At 56.3% G+C, this 18,977-nt stretch carries 19 protein-coding genes; 6 read left to right on the top strand and 13 right to left on the bottom strand.

Annotated elements, in window-relative coordinates; all coding sequences use genetic code 11:
- Positions 1-196: 196 nt before the first annotated feature.
- From JTM80_RS06395 to JTM80_RS06375, 5 genes are all read right to left on the bottom strand, one after another.
- Positions 197-913: a TVP38/TMEM64 family protein gene (locus tag JTM80_RS06395; protein WP_399367873.1), complete on the bottom strand. Its 717-nt coding sequence runs from the start codon at positions 911-913 to the stop codon at positions 197-199.
- Positions 914-1,271: 358 nt separating this feature from the next.
- Positions 1,272-2,819: a mercuric reductase gene (locus tag JTM80_RS06390; protein ID WP_172357470.1), complete on the bottom strand. Its 1,548-nt coding sequence runs from the start codon at positions 2,817-2,819 to the stop codon at positions 1,272-1,274.
- Positions 2,803-3,627 (bottom strand): TVP38/TMEM64 family protein, encoded by an 825-nt coding sequence (locus JTM80_RS06385; protein WP_172357472.1) that lies wholly within the window; start codon positions 3,625-3,627, stop codon positions 2,803-2,805. Before JTM80_RS06385 ends, JTM80_RS06390 begins: the two co-directional genes overlap by 17 nt.
- A gap of 521 nt (positions 3,628-4,148) precedes the next feature.
- Positions 4,149-4,733, bottom strand: coding sequence for a collagen-like protein (locus JTM80_RS06380; protein WP_205370810.1), 585 nt, complete (start codon positions 4,731-4,733; stop codon positions 4,149-4,151).
- Between the two features lie 69 nt (positions 4,734-4,802).
- Positions 4,803-5,087: a hypothetical protein gene (locus JTM80_RS06375; RefSeq protein ID WP_205370809.1), complete on the bottom strand. Its 285-nt coding sequence runs from the start codon at positions 5,085-5,087 to the stop codon at positions 4,803-4,805.
- Between the two features lie 375 nt (positions 5,088-5,462).
- On the opposite strand from JTM80_RS06375, the gene JTM80_RS06370 reads away from it, so the two are divergent.
- Both JTM80_RS06370 and arsS read left to right on the top strand, forming a co-directional pair.
- Entirely contained in the window at positions 5,463-5,795 is a 333-nt protein-coding gene (locus JTM80_RS06370) for an arsenosugar biosynthesis-associated peroxidase-like protein (protein WP_172357478.1), read from the top strand.
- A 27-nt stretch (positions 5,796-5,822) separates the two neighbouring features.
- Positions 5,823-7,001 carry an arsenosugar biosynthesis radical SAM (seleno)protein ArsS gene (arsS, locus tag JTM80_RS06365; protein WP_205370808.1) on the top strand — a complete coding sequence of 393 codons (1,179 nt, stop codon included), beginning with the start codon at positions 5,823-5,825 and terminating at the stop codon, positions 6,999-7,001.
- Positions 7,002-7,029: 28 nt separating this feature from the next.
- Here the strand turns inward: arsS and JTM80_RS06360 are convergent, their stop codons facing one another.
- Positions 7,030-7,635 carry a DUF2808 domain-containing protein gene (locus JTM80_RS06360; RefSeq protein ID WP_205370806.1) on the bottom strand — a complete coding sequence of 202 codons (606 nt, stop codon included), beginning with the start codon at positions 7,633-7,635 and terminating at the stop codon, positions 7,030-7,032.
- Positions 7,636-7,900: 265 nt separating this feature from the next.
- Complete coding sequence (locus JTM80_RS06355) at positions 7,901-8,338, bottom strand: Hsp20/alpha crystallin family protein (RefSeq protein ID WP_172357484.1); 438 nt, start codon at positions 8,336-8,338, stop codon at positions 7,901-7,903.
- Positions 8,339-8,910: 572 nt separating this feature from the next.
- On the opposite strand from JTM80_RS06355, the gene JTM80_RS06350 reads away from it, so the two are divergent.
- A complete protein-coding gene (locus tag JTM80_RS06350) occupies positions 8,911-9,852 on the top strand; it encodes a PEP-CTERM sorting domain-containing protein (RefSeq protein ID WP_172357486.1) in 942 nt (313 codons plus the stop codon).
- Between the two features lie 225 nt (positions 9,853-10,077).
- Here the strand turns inward: JTM80_RS06350 and tpiA are convergent, their stop codons facing one another.
- The gene (tpiA, locus tag JTM80_RS06345) at positions 10,078-10,806 is read right to left on the bottom strand and encodes a triose-phosphate isomerase (protein ID WP_172357488.1); all 729 of its coding nucleotides are present in this window, start codon (positions 10,804-10,806) and stop codon (positions 10,078-10,080) included.
- A gap of 113 nt (positions 10,807-10,919) precedes the next feature.
- Between tpiA and JTM80_RS06340 the strand changes: the two genes are divergently transcribed.
- A complete protein-coding gene (locus JTM80_RS06340; RefSeq protein ID WP_172357490.1) occupies positions 10,920-12,440 on the top strand; it encodes a DEAD/DEAH box helicase in 1,521 nt (506 codons plus the stop codon).
- Positions 12,441-12,488: 48 nt separating this feature from the next.
- Here JTM80_RS06340 and JTM80_RS06335 read toward each other — a convergent pair whose 3' ends face one another.
- Positions 12,489-12,902 carry a DUF4278 domain-containing protein gene (locus tag JTM80_RS06335; RefSeq protein ID WP_172357492.1) on the bottom strand — a complete coding sequence of 138 codons (414 nt, stop codon included), beginning with the start codon at positions 12,900-12,902 and terminating at the stop codon, positions 12,489-12,491.
- A gap of 572 nt (positions 12,903-13,474) precedes the next feature.
- On the opposite strand from JTM80_RS06335, the gene JTM80_RS06330 reads away from it, so the two are divergent.
- On the top strand, positions 13,475-13,660 hold the full coding sequence (locus JTM80_RS06330; protein WP_172357494.1) for a DUF4278 domain-containing protein: 186 nt from the start codon (positions 13,475-13,477) through the stop codon (positions 13,658-13,660).
- 385 nt (positions 13,661-14,045) lie between these two features.
- Positions 14,046-14,231, top strand: coding sequence for a DUF4278 domain-containing protein (locus tag JTM80_RS06325; protein ID WP_172357496.1), 186 nt, complete (start codon positions 14,046-14,048; stop codon positions 14,229-14,231).
- 655 nt (positions 14,232-14,886) lie between these two features.
- Here the strand turns inward: JTM80_RS06325 and JTM80_RS06320 are convergent.
- The 4 genes from JTM80_RS06320 to JTM80_RS06305 form a co-directional block, all read right to left on the bottom strand.
- The gene (locus tag JTM80_RS06320; protein WP_205370804.1) at positions 14,887-15,441 is read right to left on the bottom strand and encodes a CU044_2847 family protein; all 555 of its coding nucleotides are present in this window, start codon (positions 15,439-15,441) and stop codon (positions 14,887-14,889) included.
- A gap of 281 nt (positions 15,442-15,722) precedes the next feature.
- Positions 15,723-16,778, bottom strand: coding sequence for an anthranilate phosphoribosyltransferase family protein (locus tag JTM80_RS06315; protein ID WP_172357498.1), 1,056 nt, complete (start codon positions 16,776-16,778; stop codon positions 15,723-15,725).
- Positions 16,775-17,755 carry a LysR family transcriptional regulator gene (locus JTM80_RS06310; protein WP_172357500.1) on the bottom strand — a complete coding sequence of 327 codons (981 nt, stop codon included), beginning with the start codon at positions 17,753-17,755 and terminating at the stop codon, positions 16,775-16,777. Before JTM80_RS06310 ends, JTM80_RS06315 begins: the two co-directional genes overlap by 4 nt.
- Positions 17,756-18,018: 263 nt before the next feature.
- Complete coding sequence (locus JTM80_RS06305) at positions 18,019-18,972, bottom strand: DMT family transporter (RefSeq protein ID WP_172357502.1); 954 nt, start codon at positions 18,970-18,972, stop codon at positions 18,019-18,021.
- Positions 18,973-18,977: the final 5 nt, after the last annotated feature.

Raw genomic sequence — 18,977 nt, 5'->3', positions numbered from 1 at the left:
CGATTCTGTCAGGACTTACGCACTTGCGATAATCTCTTTGGGTTTTGGACAATTTCTCGCGGGCTGCGCCCGCGAGAAATTGTCCAACTGCGTAGGCCCTATCTGTAAAGACTCTGGGAGATCGAAAGGGCGATCGCACGACGGGTCAATCCCCGACTGCGGAATAGGCTGCTGCGTAATAGGCTACGGCTTCGGCCTACAGCCGCACTTCCTGATCGCCCACGGGTTCGCTCACCTTTTCGGCTAGGGCTTGGCGGGCGACGCGGGTCACATATACCGTCACCGCTGCCGTTGCGATAAAGCCAATTATCCGAATTGCCCACTGCACCGCCGCATTTGTGGGCTGACCTTCGCTGCCGATTCGCGCCAAGTCACCCGCCAGCGAGCCGAGGTAGACATACATAATAGTGCCAGGGATCATTCCAATCGACCCCAGCGCGTAGTCCCGCAGCGAAACCCCCGTCACGCCAAAGGCATAGTTCAGCAGATTGAAGGGAAACACAGGCGAAAGCCGGGTCAAAAGCACGATCTTGAAGCCTTCATGGGCAACGGCACCATCAATTGCGGCAAATTTCTGGTTTCCTGCAATTTTCTGGCTAATCCAGCCCCGTGCCAGATAGCGACCCACCAGAAAAGCGGCGATCGCCCCCAGGGTTGCGCCAATCAACACATACACCGACCCCAGCACCACACCAAACACCACACCCGCACCCAGCGTCAGAATAGAACCGGGTAAAAAAGCCACCGTCGCGACAATATAAATGGCAACAAACACCAGTCCGCCCACCACGCCCAGCCCGTCGATCCACTGCAAAGCATTTCTTAGCAACTCCTGGGGATGAAAACCGCCAGAATTCGCCGCGTCTTGGGCAAGCACTGGCAAACTGAGCAGAAAAGGGGCGATCGCGCTCATGACAAACCAAACCATCCGTTGCAACGCTCGATTTCGTCGGACTGATCGTAAAACCATCATAGGGTGTCCTTTTGCCTTAGCAGGCGAGTGGAGGAGAGGAGCATCGGGGAGTGGATTTTCGATTTTGGATTTTGGGTGAGCAGTCTACCAATCTAAGAGGGTGTTTGAAAAGGTATCGCCTGTAATGTTAAGCACTCAGAGATCCCCCCTAGTCCCCCTTAACAAGGGGGGAAACCGCCTTAAAGTCCCCCTTTTTAAGGGGGATTTAGGGGGATCTTGCACGCTTTGCTACAAACAGTAGGACTTTTCAAATATCCTCTAAAATCGCCAATCTAAAATCCAAAATCGACGTATTTTCCTAGCTAAACTTCGTCAACAGCTTCAAGAATGCCTGCGTGCGGGGCGTGAGCAGCGTGCGGCGATAGGCATCGGCGGCTTTTTTGATGCCTTCGGCCTGCGTGGGATAAGGATGAATCACGCCAGAGAGGGCGCTGAGTCCCTGTTTGGTGGCGATCGCCAGCGTCACTTCGCTAATCATTTCCCCAGCATGACGCGCCACAATCGTCGCCCCCAGGATTTGATCGGAGCCGCGCTTGTGCATAATTTTCACAAATCCATCGGTTTCGCCATCTGCCAGGGCCCGATCGACCGAGGAAAAGGGAATTTTCAGGGTGTTGGTGTCAAATCCTTTGGCCTGCGCCTCCCGCTCGTACAATCCAACGTGAGCAATTTCGGGATCAGTGTAGGTCACCCACGGCATCACCAAACTGCTGAGCTTGCCGCGCCCCAGTCCAAACGGGGCAAACAGCGTGTTTTTAATCACAATGCGGGCGGCGGCATCGGCGGCGTGGGTAAACTTCCAGTCCATACAAATGTCGCCAGCGGCGTAGATGCGCGGGTTTGTGGTTTGCAAATAGTCGTTGACCTGAATGCCCCTGCGTGGGTCATACTTCACGCCCACCGCCTCCAAGTTCAGCCCTTCCACATTGGGCGCACGACCCGCCCCCACCAGAATTTCGTCCACCACAACCTTATGCACTGTTCCGTTTTGGCTGTATTGGATCACCTTACCCGCGCTGGTTTGCTCCACCTGCTCCAGCTTGCAATCCAGAATTAGCTGCATCTTTTCTCGAAGAAACTGCTGCTGCACGATTTCGGCAGCATCGGCATCTTCGCGATCCAGCAGATGCGAGTTTTTGTGCAAAATTGTCACTTGGCTGCCCAGTCGGTGAAACGCCTGCGCCAGCTCACAGCCAATGGGGCCGCCGCCGATCACCGCTAGCCGATTGGGGCGTTCGGTGAGCGAAAAAACGGTTTCATTTGTCAGGTGGCCCGCTTCGGCCAATCCAGGCACTTTGGGACGAACAGCCCGCGCCCCCGTCGCAATGACGGCTTTTTTGAACCGGAGCTGCACGCCATTGACGGCGATCGCCCCCTCATTCACAAATTCTGCGCTTCCCAAAAACACGTCGATACCGAGTTTACGAAAGCGATCCGCCGAGTCATGATGGCTAATCCCCGCACGAATCTTTCGCATCCGCCGCATCACCGCCGCAAAGTCCACCTCAACTTGCTCAGGCGGATGAACACCAAACGACATCGCATCCCGGATGTCAGCCGCTGCCCGCGAGGAACGAATGATGCACTTCGACGGAACACAGCCCACATTCAAACAATCTCCCCCCATCAGGCTGCGCTCGATCAGCGCCACCTTCAGCCCCAGCCCCAGCCCTGCGGCCCCTGCGGCCACCACTAGCCCTGCCGTTCCCGCGCCAATCACCACCAGGTCATACATGGCGGCGGGCATTGGGTTCATCCAGTCGGGCGGATGGACGTAGGACAGGAGCGACTGATTATATTCATCCAGCGGCTGAAGCGCGGGTTCCTGGCTAATGAATTGAGTCATGGCTAGAATCTCTAGGTGCAGGAAAGGGAGAGGAGGACGGGCTTTGTGGGAGGCTTTGTGAGAGGCTTTGTGCAAGGCTTTGACGGAGCGATCGCCGAGCAATGCGCGTAATCTGAACCGTGACCGCAATCGTGGCAAACAGGCCCAAAAGCCTGACGCTCCCATACGCTACCCGCATGGAAAGACTGACCTCTTCAGGCATATCAAGGGGCATATCAAGGGGCATATGCAGCGCCGCAACGTCGCCAACCAACGATCCAAAATAAACATACAGGAAGGTGCCTGGGATCATCCCCAGGGAACCGATCACGTAATCCTTAAGAGAGACACAAGTGATTCCGAACAGATAATTCAGCAAGTTAAACGGAAACAGAGGCGAGAGGCGCGTTAAAAACACAATCTTTAGCCCCTGCTGGGCGATCGCCGCATCGATTGCTTGGAACTGAGGATGCGCCTGAATCCACTGGCAGATCCAGCCCCTAGCGACATAGCGCCCAATCATGAAGGCAAACACCGCGCCCAGCGTTGAGGCAAGCAGCACATATACCGTGCCCCACACAATGCCATACAGCGCCCCACCCCCCAGGGTCAGCAGCGATGCCGGAATGAACAGCAGCGTCGCCAGATTGTAAATCAGGATAAAGGCGAGAATGCCCGTAGTCCCTAGATTTTTGACCCATAGCAAGAAATTGGCTAGCAAAACGGGGAGGTTAACGTGCTGAGTGGCGATCGCCAATGCAGCAGACAAACTCAGCCCCAGCATCGCCAGCAGCCAATATCTGGATTTCCGAATGGGCGATCGCCTCATGGGTACTCGAACGGGTCTGATTCTACAAGCGGTACAACCCGTTGTACGACGTTATAGCCTGGAAGGTTTTCAGATTTCTGAAGATAAGCTGAGTTTTTGCCAATGGTTTGAAACAAACAGAAAAGCCAAATATTGGCAGCCTCAAAGCCACCAAGTGCAGTCAGGCAATCTGAGTTAGAAAATCGAGTCAGCAAACCAAGTTAGATAAGCCTGAATAAACAAGGAAGCCTCTCTTGCTTGCTCTCCTTCTCTTACGTCGGGGAGAAGGGTTTGGGGAATGAGGGCAGATTGAACGCTGCACATCACGTACAGGACTTACGCACTTGCAATAAGCTATCTGGGTTTTGGACAATTTCTCGCGGGCTGCGCCCGCGAGAAATTGTCCAACTGCGTAAGTCCTAAACGTATTAGAAAGCCTGATTCTGCCCGCCAAACCCGGCGGTCGTCCTTGCAATGTTTCCGAACGGGCAGGAGCAAAACTGGCTTTGGCTCACTTGAAACAAGTGCGTCACTAGGCCGCTTTAGCGCACGATGGGCGACGAATCCCGTTCACCAGGCAACTCTTGCGGCCCGCGCTCTCCTGGGGAACCGGGTTCGCCACGCGGGCCCTGGGGGCCGGGTTCACCGGGGAGTCCCTGGGGGCCGCGCTCTCCTTGGGGGCCGGGTTCGCCAGGGACTCCTCGTTCGCCTCTAGGGCCAGGCGGGCCGACAGGGCCGATGGGCCCAGATTCACCGGGAATGCCCTGTGGCCCTTGGGGCCCCGGCGGGCCGGGCACGGCAGGAAGGGCGCGGATATCTTGCCGCAGTTGGTCGAGTTCCTGGTTGAGCGTGTCGATTTGCTGGGTAGCGCTGTTGCAAAACTGGTCTGGGTCGGGCGGCGGCGACACCAGGGCCGTGGCGGCGGCGGTGGCGCGGGTCACGCCTTCTGCCAGTCCGTAAAAAATGAGGCCCAGAATAGCGAGGTTGGCGATCGCCACGCCCCAGTTTCCCGTTTTGAAGCTGAAGTGAATGTAGCGAATGTAGTCCCCGCCCACCTGGATCAGATTTTTGCCTGCATGGGCAACCTGGGCAGCGGCGGGATCGGGCGCTGGGGGTTTGGTTTGCATGAGCGTTTCCTCCCGTTGGGGCAATGGTTGCGGGAAACAGTCGCGTCTGGCGGGTTTCTAAGGGGACGACTAGGGAGACGGCAGAGAAGACGGTTCGGCGGACGGGGAAGCAGACGGGGAGGCGGGCTGAACCTGCTGCTGGGACGGGTTGCCGCCTTCGTTGTTGCCAAAGACCACATTCAGCCCCCAGGCGAGTCCGCCCAGAGCCAGCAGCCCAATCAGAAAAAAGACGAAATTGTAGTTGGTCGTCGTGGTGGTGGTCATGTTGCCGCCGACTTGGGTGACGTTTTTTCCACCCGTCGCGGTCATATTGGCGCGGTCTGGGGTCGGCTCTTGCGGAGAAGGATGTGCCATAAAAGTCTGTTGAACTCGACAGGACGTGTGACGATCGCGAATTCAGGCATGGCGCTAGCAAAGATGCATCCCGCGTTCAGTCCATTCTTAAGTCCATTCTGGAAACGGGAAGCGGGCGATCGCATTCCCCCTGGGGCTACTTTGGGAGAGCCACGTCGAAGCGGATGCTCTCCAAGGATTCAGATATCTCTTAGCCAGATTTCAGTCAGATCTCAGGTGGGCTAGCTAGATTCGTGCAAGACCTGCCAGGACTCGATAGAATGCTCACAGTTCATCTAGTGCTGTCAGCTTGTCCGCAGCGTGCGGGCGGGGTGGCGGCTTATTTGTCTAGCCGTTTTGGTTAACCATTCAAGCTTTTTAATTGAACATTTCCCCATGAGTGATTACTATCAAGCCGAACATTTGCCCAATTTTGGTCAGGTGGCAGAGGGTAGCCCTGAGCTAGCGAAAAAGTTTTTTGACTATTACGGCGCAGTATTTGCAGATGGGGCGCTGTCGGCACGGGAAAAGGCGCTGATCGCGCTGGCGGTGGCCCATGCTGTGCAATGCCCCTACTGCATTGATGCCTACAGCAAAGAAAGCCTCCAGCAGGGCGCAGATCTGGAACAGATGACGGAGGCACTGCACGTGGCGACGGCAATCCGGGGCGGCGCATCGCTCGTACATGGAATGCAGATGCTCGACCACGTTAAGCAGTTGGCCATGTAGGGCAAGTTTGAAAAGGGAAGTTTGACCATGTTTGATGATGCTGAATTGACCCCTGCGGGCGCATCGGGGGCGATCGCCGCTCGGATTTCGCAAGCGCTGGATCTGGAGAATAACAGCGCTGGCCCAAAGCCCACGACCTCTTTGCTAAGGCGGCGATCGCCCTTGGCTAACCCTCAGCAGCAGCTACAGACGCTAGAGTCTGTACCCCTAGAGGGCGATTCCCGTAGGGATCGCTTCGCGAATCGCGCTGACTTTGCCGCCCGATTGCAGCAGCACGGCTGGCCCTCGCTCCGGCCGGCGACTTTGGAAATTTTTCAAATTAACGTCGGCAAGCTGTGCAACATGACCTGTCGCCATTGCCACGTCGATGCGGGCCCCGACCGCCACGAGGTGATGTCCCGCGATACGATCGAGGCCTGCCTCCGCGCCCTCGACCAAACCACCGCCCACACGGTAGACATCACGGGCGGCGCACCGGAATTAAACCCGCACTTTCGTTACTTAGTAGAGGAATGCGTGCAGCGGGGCAAGCATGTCATCGACCGCTGCAACCTCACCGTGCTGCTGATTCCCAGCCTGCAAGATTTGCCCGAATGGCTGGCGGAACGGGGCGTAGAAGTGGTCTGTTCGCTGCCCCACTATCGCCAGTTCAACACCGACAGCCAGCGCGGCGACGGCACCTTCGAGAAATCCATCGAGGCGCTGCGGCGGCTGAATGCAGCGGGCTATGGCCAGGGGGATGCCAAGCGGCGGCTGACGCTGATGTCTAATCCGGTTGGAGCGTTTTTGGCGGGCAGCCAGGTCAAGATGGAGCAGGAATGGAAGGCTGGCTTGCTAAAGAATCACGGCGTAACCTTCGATCGCCTGATCGCGTTGAACAATATGCCCATTTCTCGCTATCTGGAGTGGCTAGAGCAGTCGGGCAATCTGAAGCGCTATCTGGAAGTGCTGGTGAATGCGTTTAACCCAGCGACGATTTCCGGGCTGATGTGTCGCAATACGCTGTCGATTTCCTGGGATGGCCGCCTGTTTGATTGCGACTTTAACCAAATGCTGGAGTTGCCCGTACAGCTAGCGGGCGATCGCCCCGCCACGGTTCACGACTTTCATCCCGACTTGCTGGCGCAGCGAGAAATTGTGACGGCGAGACATTGCTTTGGCTGCACAGCCGGGGCAGGCAGCTCCTGCGGCGGCGCGATTGAGTAGGGGCTTTGCGACCAGAGAAGCGCTCAGGCTACCACCAGCGATCGCCCCAGCGGAAAAACTCTGGGCGATCGAAGTGGAACCGACCAAAGCCGAGAAACTGTCCGTGGGCGCTGCCGCCGTCTGGTTCTGGCGGAAAGGCGACCACGCGGAACAGATAGGTGCCGTCTAGCTGGGGATTTCGCCTGGGGCGCAGGGCCAGGGTAGCAGTGGTTCCTGGCGGCAGGGGCGGATCGAAGACGACCGCAAGGGTCTGGGTATCGCGGTCATAGGCCACGGAACCAAGGGATAGGCGATCGCCCCTCCGGTTTCGCGTGCCCACAAACGCACTAGTCGCCTCCAGTCGATAATCAACCCGGCGGGCAAAGGTGCCGCTGTCGCGCTGCTCAATCGTGACTCGTTGCAGGGGTTCGCCTGCATTTGGCGGCAGCGTCACGGTGAAATAGTAGGTCGGGTTTGGCGCAAAGGTCGTCGTGCGGGTTGTGCCATAGTCGGTCAGGCTGGGCGGCTGCTCGAAATATACTGTGCCGTCTGCCAGTTGCACTGCTGTTGCGGCGAGTGGGGTGGACAGGGCGAATCCGGATGGGAGGGCGATCGCCAAGAGGGCCCCAGCCCAGCTCGAAATGTTCGGTTTCATGAGGCGTTTCCATGCAACACTCCCTTCGATTGTACGCAGAAGGCAGGGCGTGTCGATTTTGGATTTTAGATTGGCGATTTTGGCTTGCCGTCAAGCAGTTGCGGCGTTTCCAGCCATGTCGTTGGTGGAGGCACTGGGAAAAATTGCCAGAACGTACAAAAAACTCCGCCATCCTCAAAAGGGAGAGTGGCGGAGCAGGACGAATCAACTCAAGCTATCTTGCAAGGATTAATCGGCAGAACTAATACAACTGAACGTAGTCTCGTTATCCCAGCGTCACTTTCACGACCTTGTTCTTTTCGGCTTCCACCTTGGGCAGGGTCAGGTGCAAAATACCGTCTTTGTATTCCGCAGATACCTTGTCGTTCTGGATGCGGCTGGGCAGCGGCACGACGCGGCTAAACGAGCCATAGCGGAACTCAGAGCGCTTAATGCCGTTTTCTTCAGTGTGGGTTTCCGACTTGCGTTCGCCTTTAATCGCAACCGCATCAGCAGTCACCTGAATGTCCAGATCTTTGGAATCTACACCCGGAATTTCGGCCTTTAGCACCAGTGCGTCGGGCGTTTCTTGTAGCTCGATTGCGGGCGCGATGCGGAGTCCCGCTTTGCGATCGCCCTCCAGATTAAACACATCCAGCAGTTCGTTCATGTCTCTTTGCAGGGTTTCTAATTCACGGAAAGGAACCCAATGAACTAATGCCATATTGCTCATCTCCCTCAGAGTATTGTCAGAGTACGGGTGTTTCTTCAGTCCCTCATTCTGGTTTCTTGCGGGACTTACTGACACTCCTAATCTATCGAATTCAAAATTTGAGTGAGTTCGGTTTTCAAGACGGTAGAGGATCGTCTTTCCTTACCGGGTTGGAGGATAGGTACAAAGCGGACTTTACAGAGGCGATCGCCCATCAGATCCGCATAGCTACGAGAGCCAGCCCTCCCAGAATCAAGGCCGAAAGTGACAAAAGGCTTCCCACTCAGTAGTTTCCTCTTACTGCTCTACGTAAATTCTGTGGAATAAACGTTTGTATTTAATTAAGGGCGATCGCTCCGTATTTAAGCTAATGAATCTGCTGATAGAAGCCTCAAAAAGACCGCTAAAACAAAATCCCTTCTTCGTTAAAAATCGCTTTACATAGTGTCCTTTCTTTATGGGTCGAAGTGCATCCTACTAATACAAGGGGTGCGAAGGATCAATTTTGCAGAATTGGTTCGCCTAAGCACGCAGCGAAGCAAGCTGCAACGAACTCACTAGCGCACAAGAGCATTCTTTAACCTATGAAACTGAAAGCGTTTAAAACATTTCTCTGCACTGCGGCAACGCTCGGCGTTCTAGCCTTCACTGGGTCGCAGGCCCAAGCCTTCCAGGTTGGCGGCTGGAATTACACGATTGACTCATTCAACGATGGCACCGAGTGGGATGCCCAAAACAGGCGCTTGGTCGTTGGGCAAAACAGCGATTTCGAGTTCTTTGGCATGGCGTTTCGGGTTCTAGAAGATCGCGTGGTCTTTGCCATCAACTCGAACCTGTCTCTCAATGGCTACGACCTCAACGGCGCACGGAACAACAAGATCAGCTACGGCGATCTGGTGCTGAACTTCACCAACACCGCAAGCTTCAATGCTGCCCAGAGCAACCTGTTCGCGATTCGGTTTGACAGCACTAACGACACGAATGTGAGGGTGGTAACCGAAACCCAAACCGTAGACAGCAGAGGCCGGGTCAGAACAACGAGAACCACGCAAATCAGCCCCTTGGGCCTGTACGGCGGCGTGACCACGACTAGCCTGACCAGCGTTAACTCTGGCTTTAGCAGCCACCAGCAGCACGCAACCGAAGTAGCGAAGGTGGGTGGATTTGCGTCTCTAGGCGACTTGGCAGCGAACAATTCCTACTTTGGCTACAACACTGCGGCCCAGACCAACATGAAGTCTGGCAACTACTTGGGTGGCATCAACATGCTGGCGGCGGCTGACCTAACGGGGCTGGGGCTAAACTTTGGTCAGTTCAATGCAACGGGTAACTACACCTTCGGTTTCAGCGTGGATCGGAGCCTGCTGCCCGTAGGCGACTTCATCGCGAGCCTGTTTGCAGAGTGCGGCAACGACGGCATCGTGATGGCGGGGTCTACCGCTGTGCCCGAACCGACGACAATGGCCGGAACGGCGATCGCCGCTGGGTTGATGTACGCTCGTCGCCGCAAAAAGCAAGAAGCCTAAATGACCGTTCACTGTTCCCTGTTGATGAACGATTGACTACACGAGATCCCATTGGTAAAGCCCCGCAATGCGGGGCTTTCTGTTTGAGAACTTGCTCTTTGATATCGGTTAATCGCGATTCGCGATTTGAGACTGGCGATTTAGGATTTTCGATTTTGGATTGCCAAATTCTCAGAGCAAAATTCTCAGAGCAAAATTCACAGCCCAAAACCCACAGCCCAAAACTCACAGCCCAAAATTCACGATGCGCCCAAAGCTGTCAGGTGTCAGGCTAGCCCCACCCACCAGAACGCCGTCAATTTCTGGCTGAGCCATGATGACATCAATATTATCTGGCTTGACCGAGCCGCCATATTGAATCGGCACGTCGGGGTTATCGATTTGCTCACGGATTAGCCCAATCACGCGGTTCGCTTCGTCGGGTTCGCAGGTGTCGCCCGTGCCAATCGCCCAAATCGGCTCGTAGGCAATCACCAGGTTGGACTGATCCACATCCACCAGATCATTCTCAAGCTGGTTAAAAATAAACGGCTCGGTTTGCCCCGTAGACCGCTGCTGCTTGGTTTCCCCCACACACAGAATCGGCGTAATGCCAAACTCTTGAGCGGCTTTCAGGCGCAGGTTCACCGTGTCGTCTGTTTCGCCAAAATACTGCCGTCGCTCGCTGTGGCCAACGACGACGTAACGCACACCTGCTTCTGCTAACATCGGCCCAGAGATTTCCCCCGTGTAGGCTCCTTCGGCAGCCCAATGAATGTTTTGCGCTCCAAGGCGAATCCGACTCCCGTGCAGGTTTTTGGACAAGAGCCAGAGATCGGTATAAGGGACGCAAAGCACGACCTCCCGATCGTCGGGCGTTTCCGTCAGATGCTTCAAAAACCCTTGCAGAAACTCTTGCGCTTCTGCCTGAGTTTTGTACATTTTCCAGTTGCCAGCAATAACCTTTTTTCGCACAGGGGTCTTCTTGAAAACAGCACATCAAATCCGAGCATTCTCCAGTCTAAAACGGAATGGTATCCCTGGCGTACAATACGGGCAGATCACTCAGGGGAAAACGAACGTACTGCATGGCCCGCACGCCAACCCTCAAGTTTGACCGGGGCACTTTGATTTTGCATCCGCCGCCCAGGGGCAAAGCCTGGGTGGATTTTGCGACCTGGGATGACCGGGTGGAGCGATTTCGGATTCCTGCTATGCAGTATCGTCCTTTGGTGGAGCGGCTGCGGGCGGAGGGCACGACGTTTGACGATGAGGCAAAAGCGTTTGAGCCGATCGCCCTGAATGCGGCCTTTGAGCGGCAGCCCTATCCACACCAGCAGGAGGCACTGGCCGCGTGGCAGGCGGCCGGGCGACGGGGGGTGGTGGTGCTGCCGACCGCAGCGGGCAAGACCTATCTGGCGCAGATGGCGATGCAGGCAACTCCGCGCAGCACGCTGATCACAGTGCCGACGCTGGACTTGATGCACCAGTGGTATGCTCATTTGCTGGCGGCGTTTCCCGATGCAGAGGTAGGCTTGCTGGGGGGAGGATCGCGCGATCGCACGTCTGTCCTAGTTGCCACCTATGACAGCGCGGCGATTCATGCAGAGTCTCTGGGCAATCGCTATGGGCTGCTGATTTGCGATGAGTGCCACCATTTGCCCAGCGACTTTAACCGGGTCATTGCAGAATATGCGATCGCCCCTTATCGCCTGGGCCTGACCGCTACGCCCGACCGCAGCGACGGCCGCCACGCTGATTTGGACACGCTGTTGGGGCCAGTGGTCTATCGCCGCACGGCGGAGGAACTGTCGGGTCACGCGCTGGCGCACCATGAAATCGTGCAGGTGAAGGTAAAGCTGTCGCAGCAGGAGCGCGATCGCTACACGGCGCTGATTGCAACCCGCAATGCATTTCTGGAGCGGCATAGGGTGTTTTTGGGCAGCCTGTCGGGCTGGCAGCAGTTTGTGCGGCTGAGTGCCCAGTCGCAGGCGGGGCGGCGGGCCATGCTGGCACACCGGGAGGCAAGGGCGATCGCGCTCGGCACAGAGGGTAAACTGCGGGTTCTCACCGATCTGCTAGCACAGCACTACCCCGACCGCACGATTGTCTTTACCAACGACAACGCCACGGTTTACCGAATTTCCAGGGAATTTCTGATTCCGGCGCTGACGCACCAGACCCCCGTGAAAGAACGCCACGGCATCTTGCAAAAGTTCCGCGAGGGCACGTATCAGGCGCTAGCCGTGTCCCATGTGCTGAATGAAGGCGTAGATGTGCCCGATGCCCGCGTGGCCATTATCCTGTCGGGCACGGGGTCGAGCCGGGAGTATATCCAGCGGCTGGGGCGGGTGCTGCGCCGGGGCGACGGCGACAAGCAGGCAATTCTTTACGAAGTAGTGGCAGAGGAAACGACGGAAGAAGGCGTATCGCGCCGCCGCCGTGCCCAAACGGGTCAGGGGCGATCGCCCCAGTTGGAGCTATTGCCCCCCGCGTCGCCCCCAGTCTCACCCTACGAAAAGTTTCTCCAGCCCACGCGCAAAGCCGCAGAGCCGTCGGGTTCCTATCAAGCAGAGCCTCAGCCTGATCCAGACGACGACGTGTGGTAGCGCGGCATGGTGCAACGAAGAACTCACGCCATATCGCAACGCCGAGCGCTACACCAACTGATGCTGCTCTTGCTCAAGCTGGCGAACTAGCGTGTCGTCCCCCTTAGCCCGTGCCACTTCCAGACGACGCTGCAACCGCTCCATCAGGTATTGGTGATGCACCTTTGCCAATTCTTGCTGATCGATCAGGCGGGCGTGAGCATGGGCGATCGCGTGGTGTGCCTGAGGATGGGCAGCCGGACGCACCACCCGCCCCATCGAATTTACTTCGCCCGTCTCGGTTGTTTGATAGGCTACGCCACGATACTGCAACCGATTGACGGGCTGGGGCACAGGCACATGACGGGGATAGCTAAAGTGAAGCTCCCGTCCACGGTAGAGTCCGACGGAGCCAGAGTCTCGCATCTGCATAGGAGGGACAGGCTCCTGCTCATAGTCGTGACCCCGATACGTTAATCTCATCTGTTCCTCCTAAAGAATTTTGTCGAATGTTTGTCAAGCTTTGGGCTGCCAGTGACCCTTAGGAAATCTGTACTGGCTGAATTACTGGCTGGATTAACTGAGAGTCTGTATGAGAGTGTGTATTAGTACGCCGCTGAACCACTTGAGGGTGCTGGGGGAAGCCAGACCCAGAGGGACGATCGCCCTCTTGTCAAGATTCCGTTCGAGAGATTCCGTTCGAGTCTATTAACCAAATTTGCGGTCTAACTGTTTGCTCTGCAACATAGCTATAGCCTTTCAATCTGTATTTTAAGCTACCGTTTGAAGGAAATGTCAAGATTTAGCTAAATTTAATTTCTGCCTATTGCCACCGATTTCCACCCCTCTTTGGCCCCGTGCGAAGGAAGTGCCATTGAGGAAAGTTAAGGCGTGTGTGGGGCGATCGCCCAAAAGTTAAGGATCATCTCTGCCAAAACTCCCTAACTTTTCTGTATCGACCCGCCCAGGGAAACAGCATAAAACTAGGACATAAAGCAACACGCCAGATAGCCCCCACCGCATCTTTCCTGGCTCACTCTCAAGGAGACACAACCATGCAACTCACTTACCGCTCTGTCAACTATGCCTACACCGCTGCCCAGCTTGAGGCATCCCGCCAGGCCAACCTGGCATCGATGGATCTGACCCATCGCGGCGCAAAGGTTCACCCAGCAGCCCCCTCCGCCACACGCTCGCCTGGATTCCCCTTGAAATATCGCGGTGTCGCTTACGGCAGCTAGGCGGTTAGCGCAACCCCACCGCTTCATCTCCAAAACTAGCCCCAGAACTGATCCGCAAAATTTCCAGCAAACCTAAACCCGTCCCGTTGAACGCGCATTGAGTAAGCCCCCCTCAGCGCAATGCCCCCATGTTTCAGGTTTGCTTTTTTCTTAAAACTCCTTCCCGCTCCCGGATATCGACAGCAATCGACAGCATTCGCACACGTAGCGTATTTTAGCGTACTTATCAGCTTATCTGGTTAGCTTACTTAAATAGTCTGTTTGCCGACCTGATTGACACCTGATTGACGCCTGATTGATACCTGATACTTACGGTTCAAGCACGCAGCCTAGCTCGTTTTACGTTAATCGTCTACCATCAACGCTTCGGCTCACAGAGGTCATTATGCAACTTACCTATCGCTTTGCCAGCTACGAATACAGCCCTGAAAAGCTCCAAGGCTCGATAGCTTCTATGCCTGGTGAAAGGATGTATCGCGGCATCAAAGTCCAGACTGCTATCCACGCCGCAACCTCACAGAAGCGTGGTGTCCATAACCTGAAGTATCGTGGCGTAACCTACGAGCAGTAAGCGGCCTGAATGATGCAGCGCAAGCGGCACGGCCTGCAAGTCGCCCTGCACTGGCACAAGCGATGCTCGTAACGGCCGTCCAGCGTATCCAAGACGGACATTGCATAGGCGCTTTGCACAATTCTATAGGTTTCACAAGATTTCAGGAACAGTCTTAGGGCTGACGCAGTTGGACGATTTCTCGTGGGCTGCGCCCACGAGAAATCGTCCGAAACCCAGAAAACTGATCGCGAGTGCGTCAGTCCTGAGTCTTTCAAAGCATTAGGGTGTGTCTTTCTGAAGTCGTCACATGGTCTAATCACAAAACATTGGTTTGTGTCGAAGAGTGAACGACCCCCTGGAGTCCAGGGGGTTTTTCTTGGCCAGGCTAATCGCACGGGCGCTACATTCTTGTCAGGTTTGATCCGTCAGGTTTGATCCGTTGGGGTTGATCTGTCAGGTTTGATCCGTCAGGTTGAATGGAGACTGGTGGTGCGGGAGTTCCTTTTTCAGCACGAATCAATTTCGCACCAGCCTCATGCTCATCTCGTAGTAAGTAGGTGGACATTAATAGATATAAAACCCAAAGACCCTGCGCCGCTCGCTGCGCGGGCGGCGCAGGGTTCAGAATCTGTTTTTTAATCTGGTCTATCTACTTAGATCGCTAGGTAGATGGCTAGGAAATTGGGCGCGGCGGCGGTGTTGGTCTACCTGCATGGCTAGGGCTAGCTCCGTTACCAACTCCATTGGCTTCGCGAGCAGGCGACATCCTCGCTGAGGGGGGTATTTCTCTAGGCAACTGGGATGCCTGAGTTTGGGGTTCCGGGGTCGTGCGTTCGGGAAAAGCACACTCGACCACGATCTTGATGTTGCAACCGGCTGTTCCTGTGGCGATATAGGGCACACCCCCCACGCCGCTGACGTTCACCCCAAATTCCAGCGTCACCTTTTTCACATCTGCCATTGCAGCCCCTCGAAAAGCGTTGAGGGTATGCTGCGTATAGGTCTTAATTGTGCTTTCGATGGCTTGGAAGCTCTGCGCTATTTGAGTATTTGGGTTGCCTCGATTCCATCCTTTTGAGGTACGAGATACTTCCTCAGAGGGTTCATTGGGGTATCCATTTCCGGTTCCGCCACCGTTCGTGGGTGAATCAATTGCCTGGATATCGTCTGTGGCTTCGACATACAAAATGCTGCCGTCTTCAAGCTGAATGGGTTGTAGTTTTGGCATCTTCAATCCTACGGGTCACTCCTCGTGTTGCTGTTGGCGATCTGGTGTTTTAGTGAGAGGGTTTAGTAAACCCAGCAGCAGGGTTTTCGACCGAGAAGCTTGCGTGAAAACACTGACGCAAGAGCCTGGGCGATCGCACTCAAAACACCAGAAAACCGCATTCTGAGCATAGGCCGATTGCGCTGCAACCCGCACGAGAGTCTAACCCCTCATTTGGGCCAAGAATCCTGAGGGTGAGAATCTGGGGGCAAGAATCTGAGGAAGCCGTGAAAACCCCGACCCTAAACGGGGCAGGGGGCGCTGGTGGCCTGTCGCAGACGAGTGAGGGCTTGCCATGCAGAACCCTGGTCGAGCAGTTGTCCTGCAAGGGCGATCGCCTCTGTCAACGTTTCTGCTTTGCCACCGCGCCATAGATAAAAGCCCGCGTTCCACAGCACCGACTCGCGCAGTTCAGACGGTTTGCCCTGCAACACCTGGAGCATGGCTTCGACTGCGGCGGCGGGGCTGGTCAAGGGGACATTTTTGCCGCCCATGCCGTAATCGTAGGGGTGCAGGTGCAGCCGCTCCAGCGAGTCTGGCAACGGGGTGCTAAAGCCGAGGATGGCAGTGCGCTCTCGCGGCAGGTCGCAGCTTCCTTCCAGCCCCTTAACCGTGGTGTAGAGCGGCGTGTTTCGCAGCACAAAGGCTGCCTGCGCCATGCCTTCGGTGGGGGGATGTACAAAGCCCACGACAACATGGCTCTGCCCCGCATAGGGCGACCAGATGAGTTCCAGCGTGGCAAAGGGCGGGCGCTTGCCAATCTGATCGCGATATTCCACTAGCGCCTGCGCCAGTGGAAAGTGGGCGGGCATGTAGACGAAGCCCATGCCTGTGCGTTCCAAAACGTCCTGAACCTGGCTAAGGGACAGGCGCGACCAGTCTACGCCCAGCCCAGCCCACAGCGTCACCAAGGGCACGCCTTCTTTGGTGGGCATAATGTCGCCGCCGTGCTGAATGACGGGCAGGTCTGCGGCGAGTAGAATCAGCGCCGTGACCAGGCTCAGTGGCAGCGTGCGATCGCGCCCGTCGTAGGGGGCATTGAGGATGAACACAGGGCGATCGCCAATCGATTGCAGCTTTGGGCCCAACTCATCATAGGCATCCAGCATTCCTGCCAGTTCTGTCCCCGTGGGGCGCTTGATGCGGTGAGCAATCATGAACGCACCAATCTGAGCGGGCGTTGCCTCTTGCAGCAGCATCATGCGCGTGGCGGCGGCAGATTCTTCGCGGGTCAGGTCTTGGCTGGTGTGGGGGCCGCTGCCGACCTTTCGCAGCAGCGTTCTAAAGGCGTGGCTCATGCCAAAGAGGAGGGAGATGGGATTAAGGGGGTCGTCGCGGCCAGGGGGTGCTGGCGGATGCGCTGGGGGAGTTGGGACAGGATCAGGTTGTAGAAATGGCGGATTGGTGGAATTTGCAGGCGATCGCTCGTCGTCACCATCACCACCTGGCGCGTCAGGGGGGGGTCGGTCAGGGCAGCGTTCGCATCGGGCGCAATCGGGCGAATGGCCAGCGCCGGATCGTCGTAAGCCTCGATCAGCGCCGATTCGGGCAAGAGGGCCAGCATGTCGCCCTGGCGCACCACACCGCGAAAGGCATCGGGCGTATTTAGCTCCAGCGCAGCCCGCAGCGGCGTTCCCCGGCGGGTAAACTGCTCCTGCACAAGCCGCTGCATCCCGTAGCCGTCCTTGAACACGACTTGCGGATAGCGGGCCAGGTCGGCCCAGGGCACTGCGTCGCAGCCTGCCAGGGGATGATCGGCCGCCATCAGCAGCTTAATCGGTTCGTCATAGAGAACTTCCACCACGATTTCTGGACTGCTGGCCACAAAGCGGTTGTTCATCACAATCGCCAGATCCACCAGTCCATCACGCAGCACTTTCAATGCGCGATCGCTCCCCAAGGCCGTTACCCGCAGTTGCACCTCTGGATAATCCTGACAAAACTGTTGCAAGACAGGCGGCAGCGAATAGGCGCAGAGGGAGTGAATCGCTGCTACGCAGAGTTCTGGCTGTTTGCCCGCCCGCAGTTCTCCGAGTTCTTGGGTGGCGTTCGCCCATTCCTGGCAGATTTTGCGAACCCGAGGCAACAGGCGATCGCCCGCTACCGTCAGCTTGGCCTGGGTGCTGCGGTGAAACAACGACATTCCCAAATCAGATTCCAGAGATTGAATCTGGCGGCTCACGGTGGATTGCGTCACGCCACAGCGCAGCGCCGCCTGCTGAAAACTACCCGTTTCTGCCACTGCCAAAAATGCTTTCAACTGCTCTAGGCGCATTGCTTTTTGCCCCTTGCACTCTGCCCCAGATTGGTTTAACGATTTGCGTTAACGATTCGCGATATTCGTCGCGGTCTTTGGGAGTAAATGTGACTCAGTAAATGTAATTCAAATAACATTATCCCTAAGTTGCTTTGACCTTAGCGGATTTGGGCAGGGGGTTCCGTAGAAGCGGATACAAGACGGAACGCGATGGGCATCTGAGACTCGATATCAGTGAATCGACATCAGTGAATCGACATCAGTGAATCGACATCAGTCCATTAGGCGCTCAGTTTTGCCTGATTCTTAGCTTGTCGCTCAGTCTGAATGGTTTGCACTGCGTTTATCGTCAGCGCGACCAAAATTAGCACCATGCCCAGTCCTTCTACACCGCTGGGGCGCTCGCCCAGTTGCAGCCACGCCGCCAACACGCCAATCACCGGAGCCGCCAGCGTAGATAATCCCGCCGTGCCCACGGGTAAGTTGTTTAGCGCATAGAACCACAGGAGCCAGGCGATCGCCGCTGCGGGTACGGCGTTATAGAGCAGCGCTGCGATGAACGTGGGCGACCAGACAATCGGCTGAGTGGGAAGCATCCAGGCGGCGATCGCCAGTGGAATGCTGCCAAACAGCATTTGCCATGCCGACATCGAGAGCAGGTCTAGCTGTTGATCCCGTTGCAACACCCGCGCCAGCACAGCGCTAATGGCCCAGCAAATACCCGCGCCCACCGCAATGATCTTGCTGCCCAACCCGCTCGACAAATCCAGCGGCATCAGCACCAGCAGCAGCCCCGTCACGGCCATGCCGACACTCAACCACTGCGATCGCCTCAGGGTTTCTTTCAGGAAAATCCACGAAAACAGCAGCAGCCAAAACGGCATGGTATAGTTCAGCACGGCCGTTTTGCCCGCGCCCCCATTCACCAACGCCCAGGTAATTAGCCCTACGGTTGCAGTGTTTTGCATAAGTCCCAGCAAAATTGTCCCCGGTACGGCCTTGGGCCTTAGCGGCTTTCGCAGGGCAATTAATGCCAGAAATAGACTCAGCGCCCCCAACACCAGGCGCATTGCCGCAAAGTCGAGCGCCGACGCATAGGCAATGCCAATTTTCATCACGACCCAGTTATAGCCCCAGATCATCGTCAGCACGAGCAGGGACAGAAACGCAGCGCGATGGTTTTGAGAGGGGTTTTGAGAGGACGTTGGCGACGACTTTGACAGCGATTTCGGCATCAGTA

The sequence above is a fragment of the Thermoleptolyngbya sp. PKUAC-SCTB121 genome (assembly GCF_016919485.1).
Classification (GTDB): Bacteria; Cyanobacteriota; Cyanobacteriia; order Elainellales; family Elainellaceae; genus Thermoleptolyngbya; species Thermoleptolyngbya sichuanensis.
The sequence above is the reverse complement of the archived record's forward strand: the minus strand, read 5'-3'. Positions and strand labels throughout refer to the sequence as shown.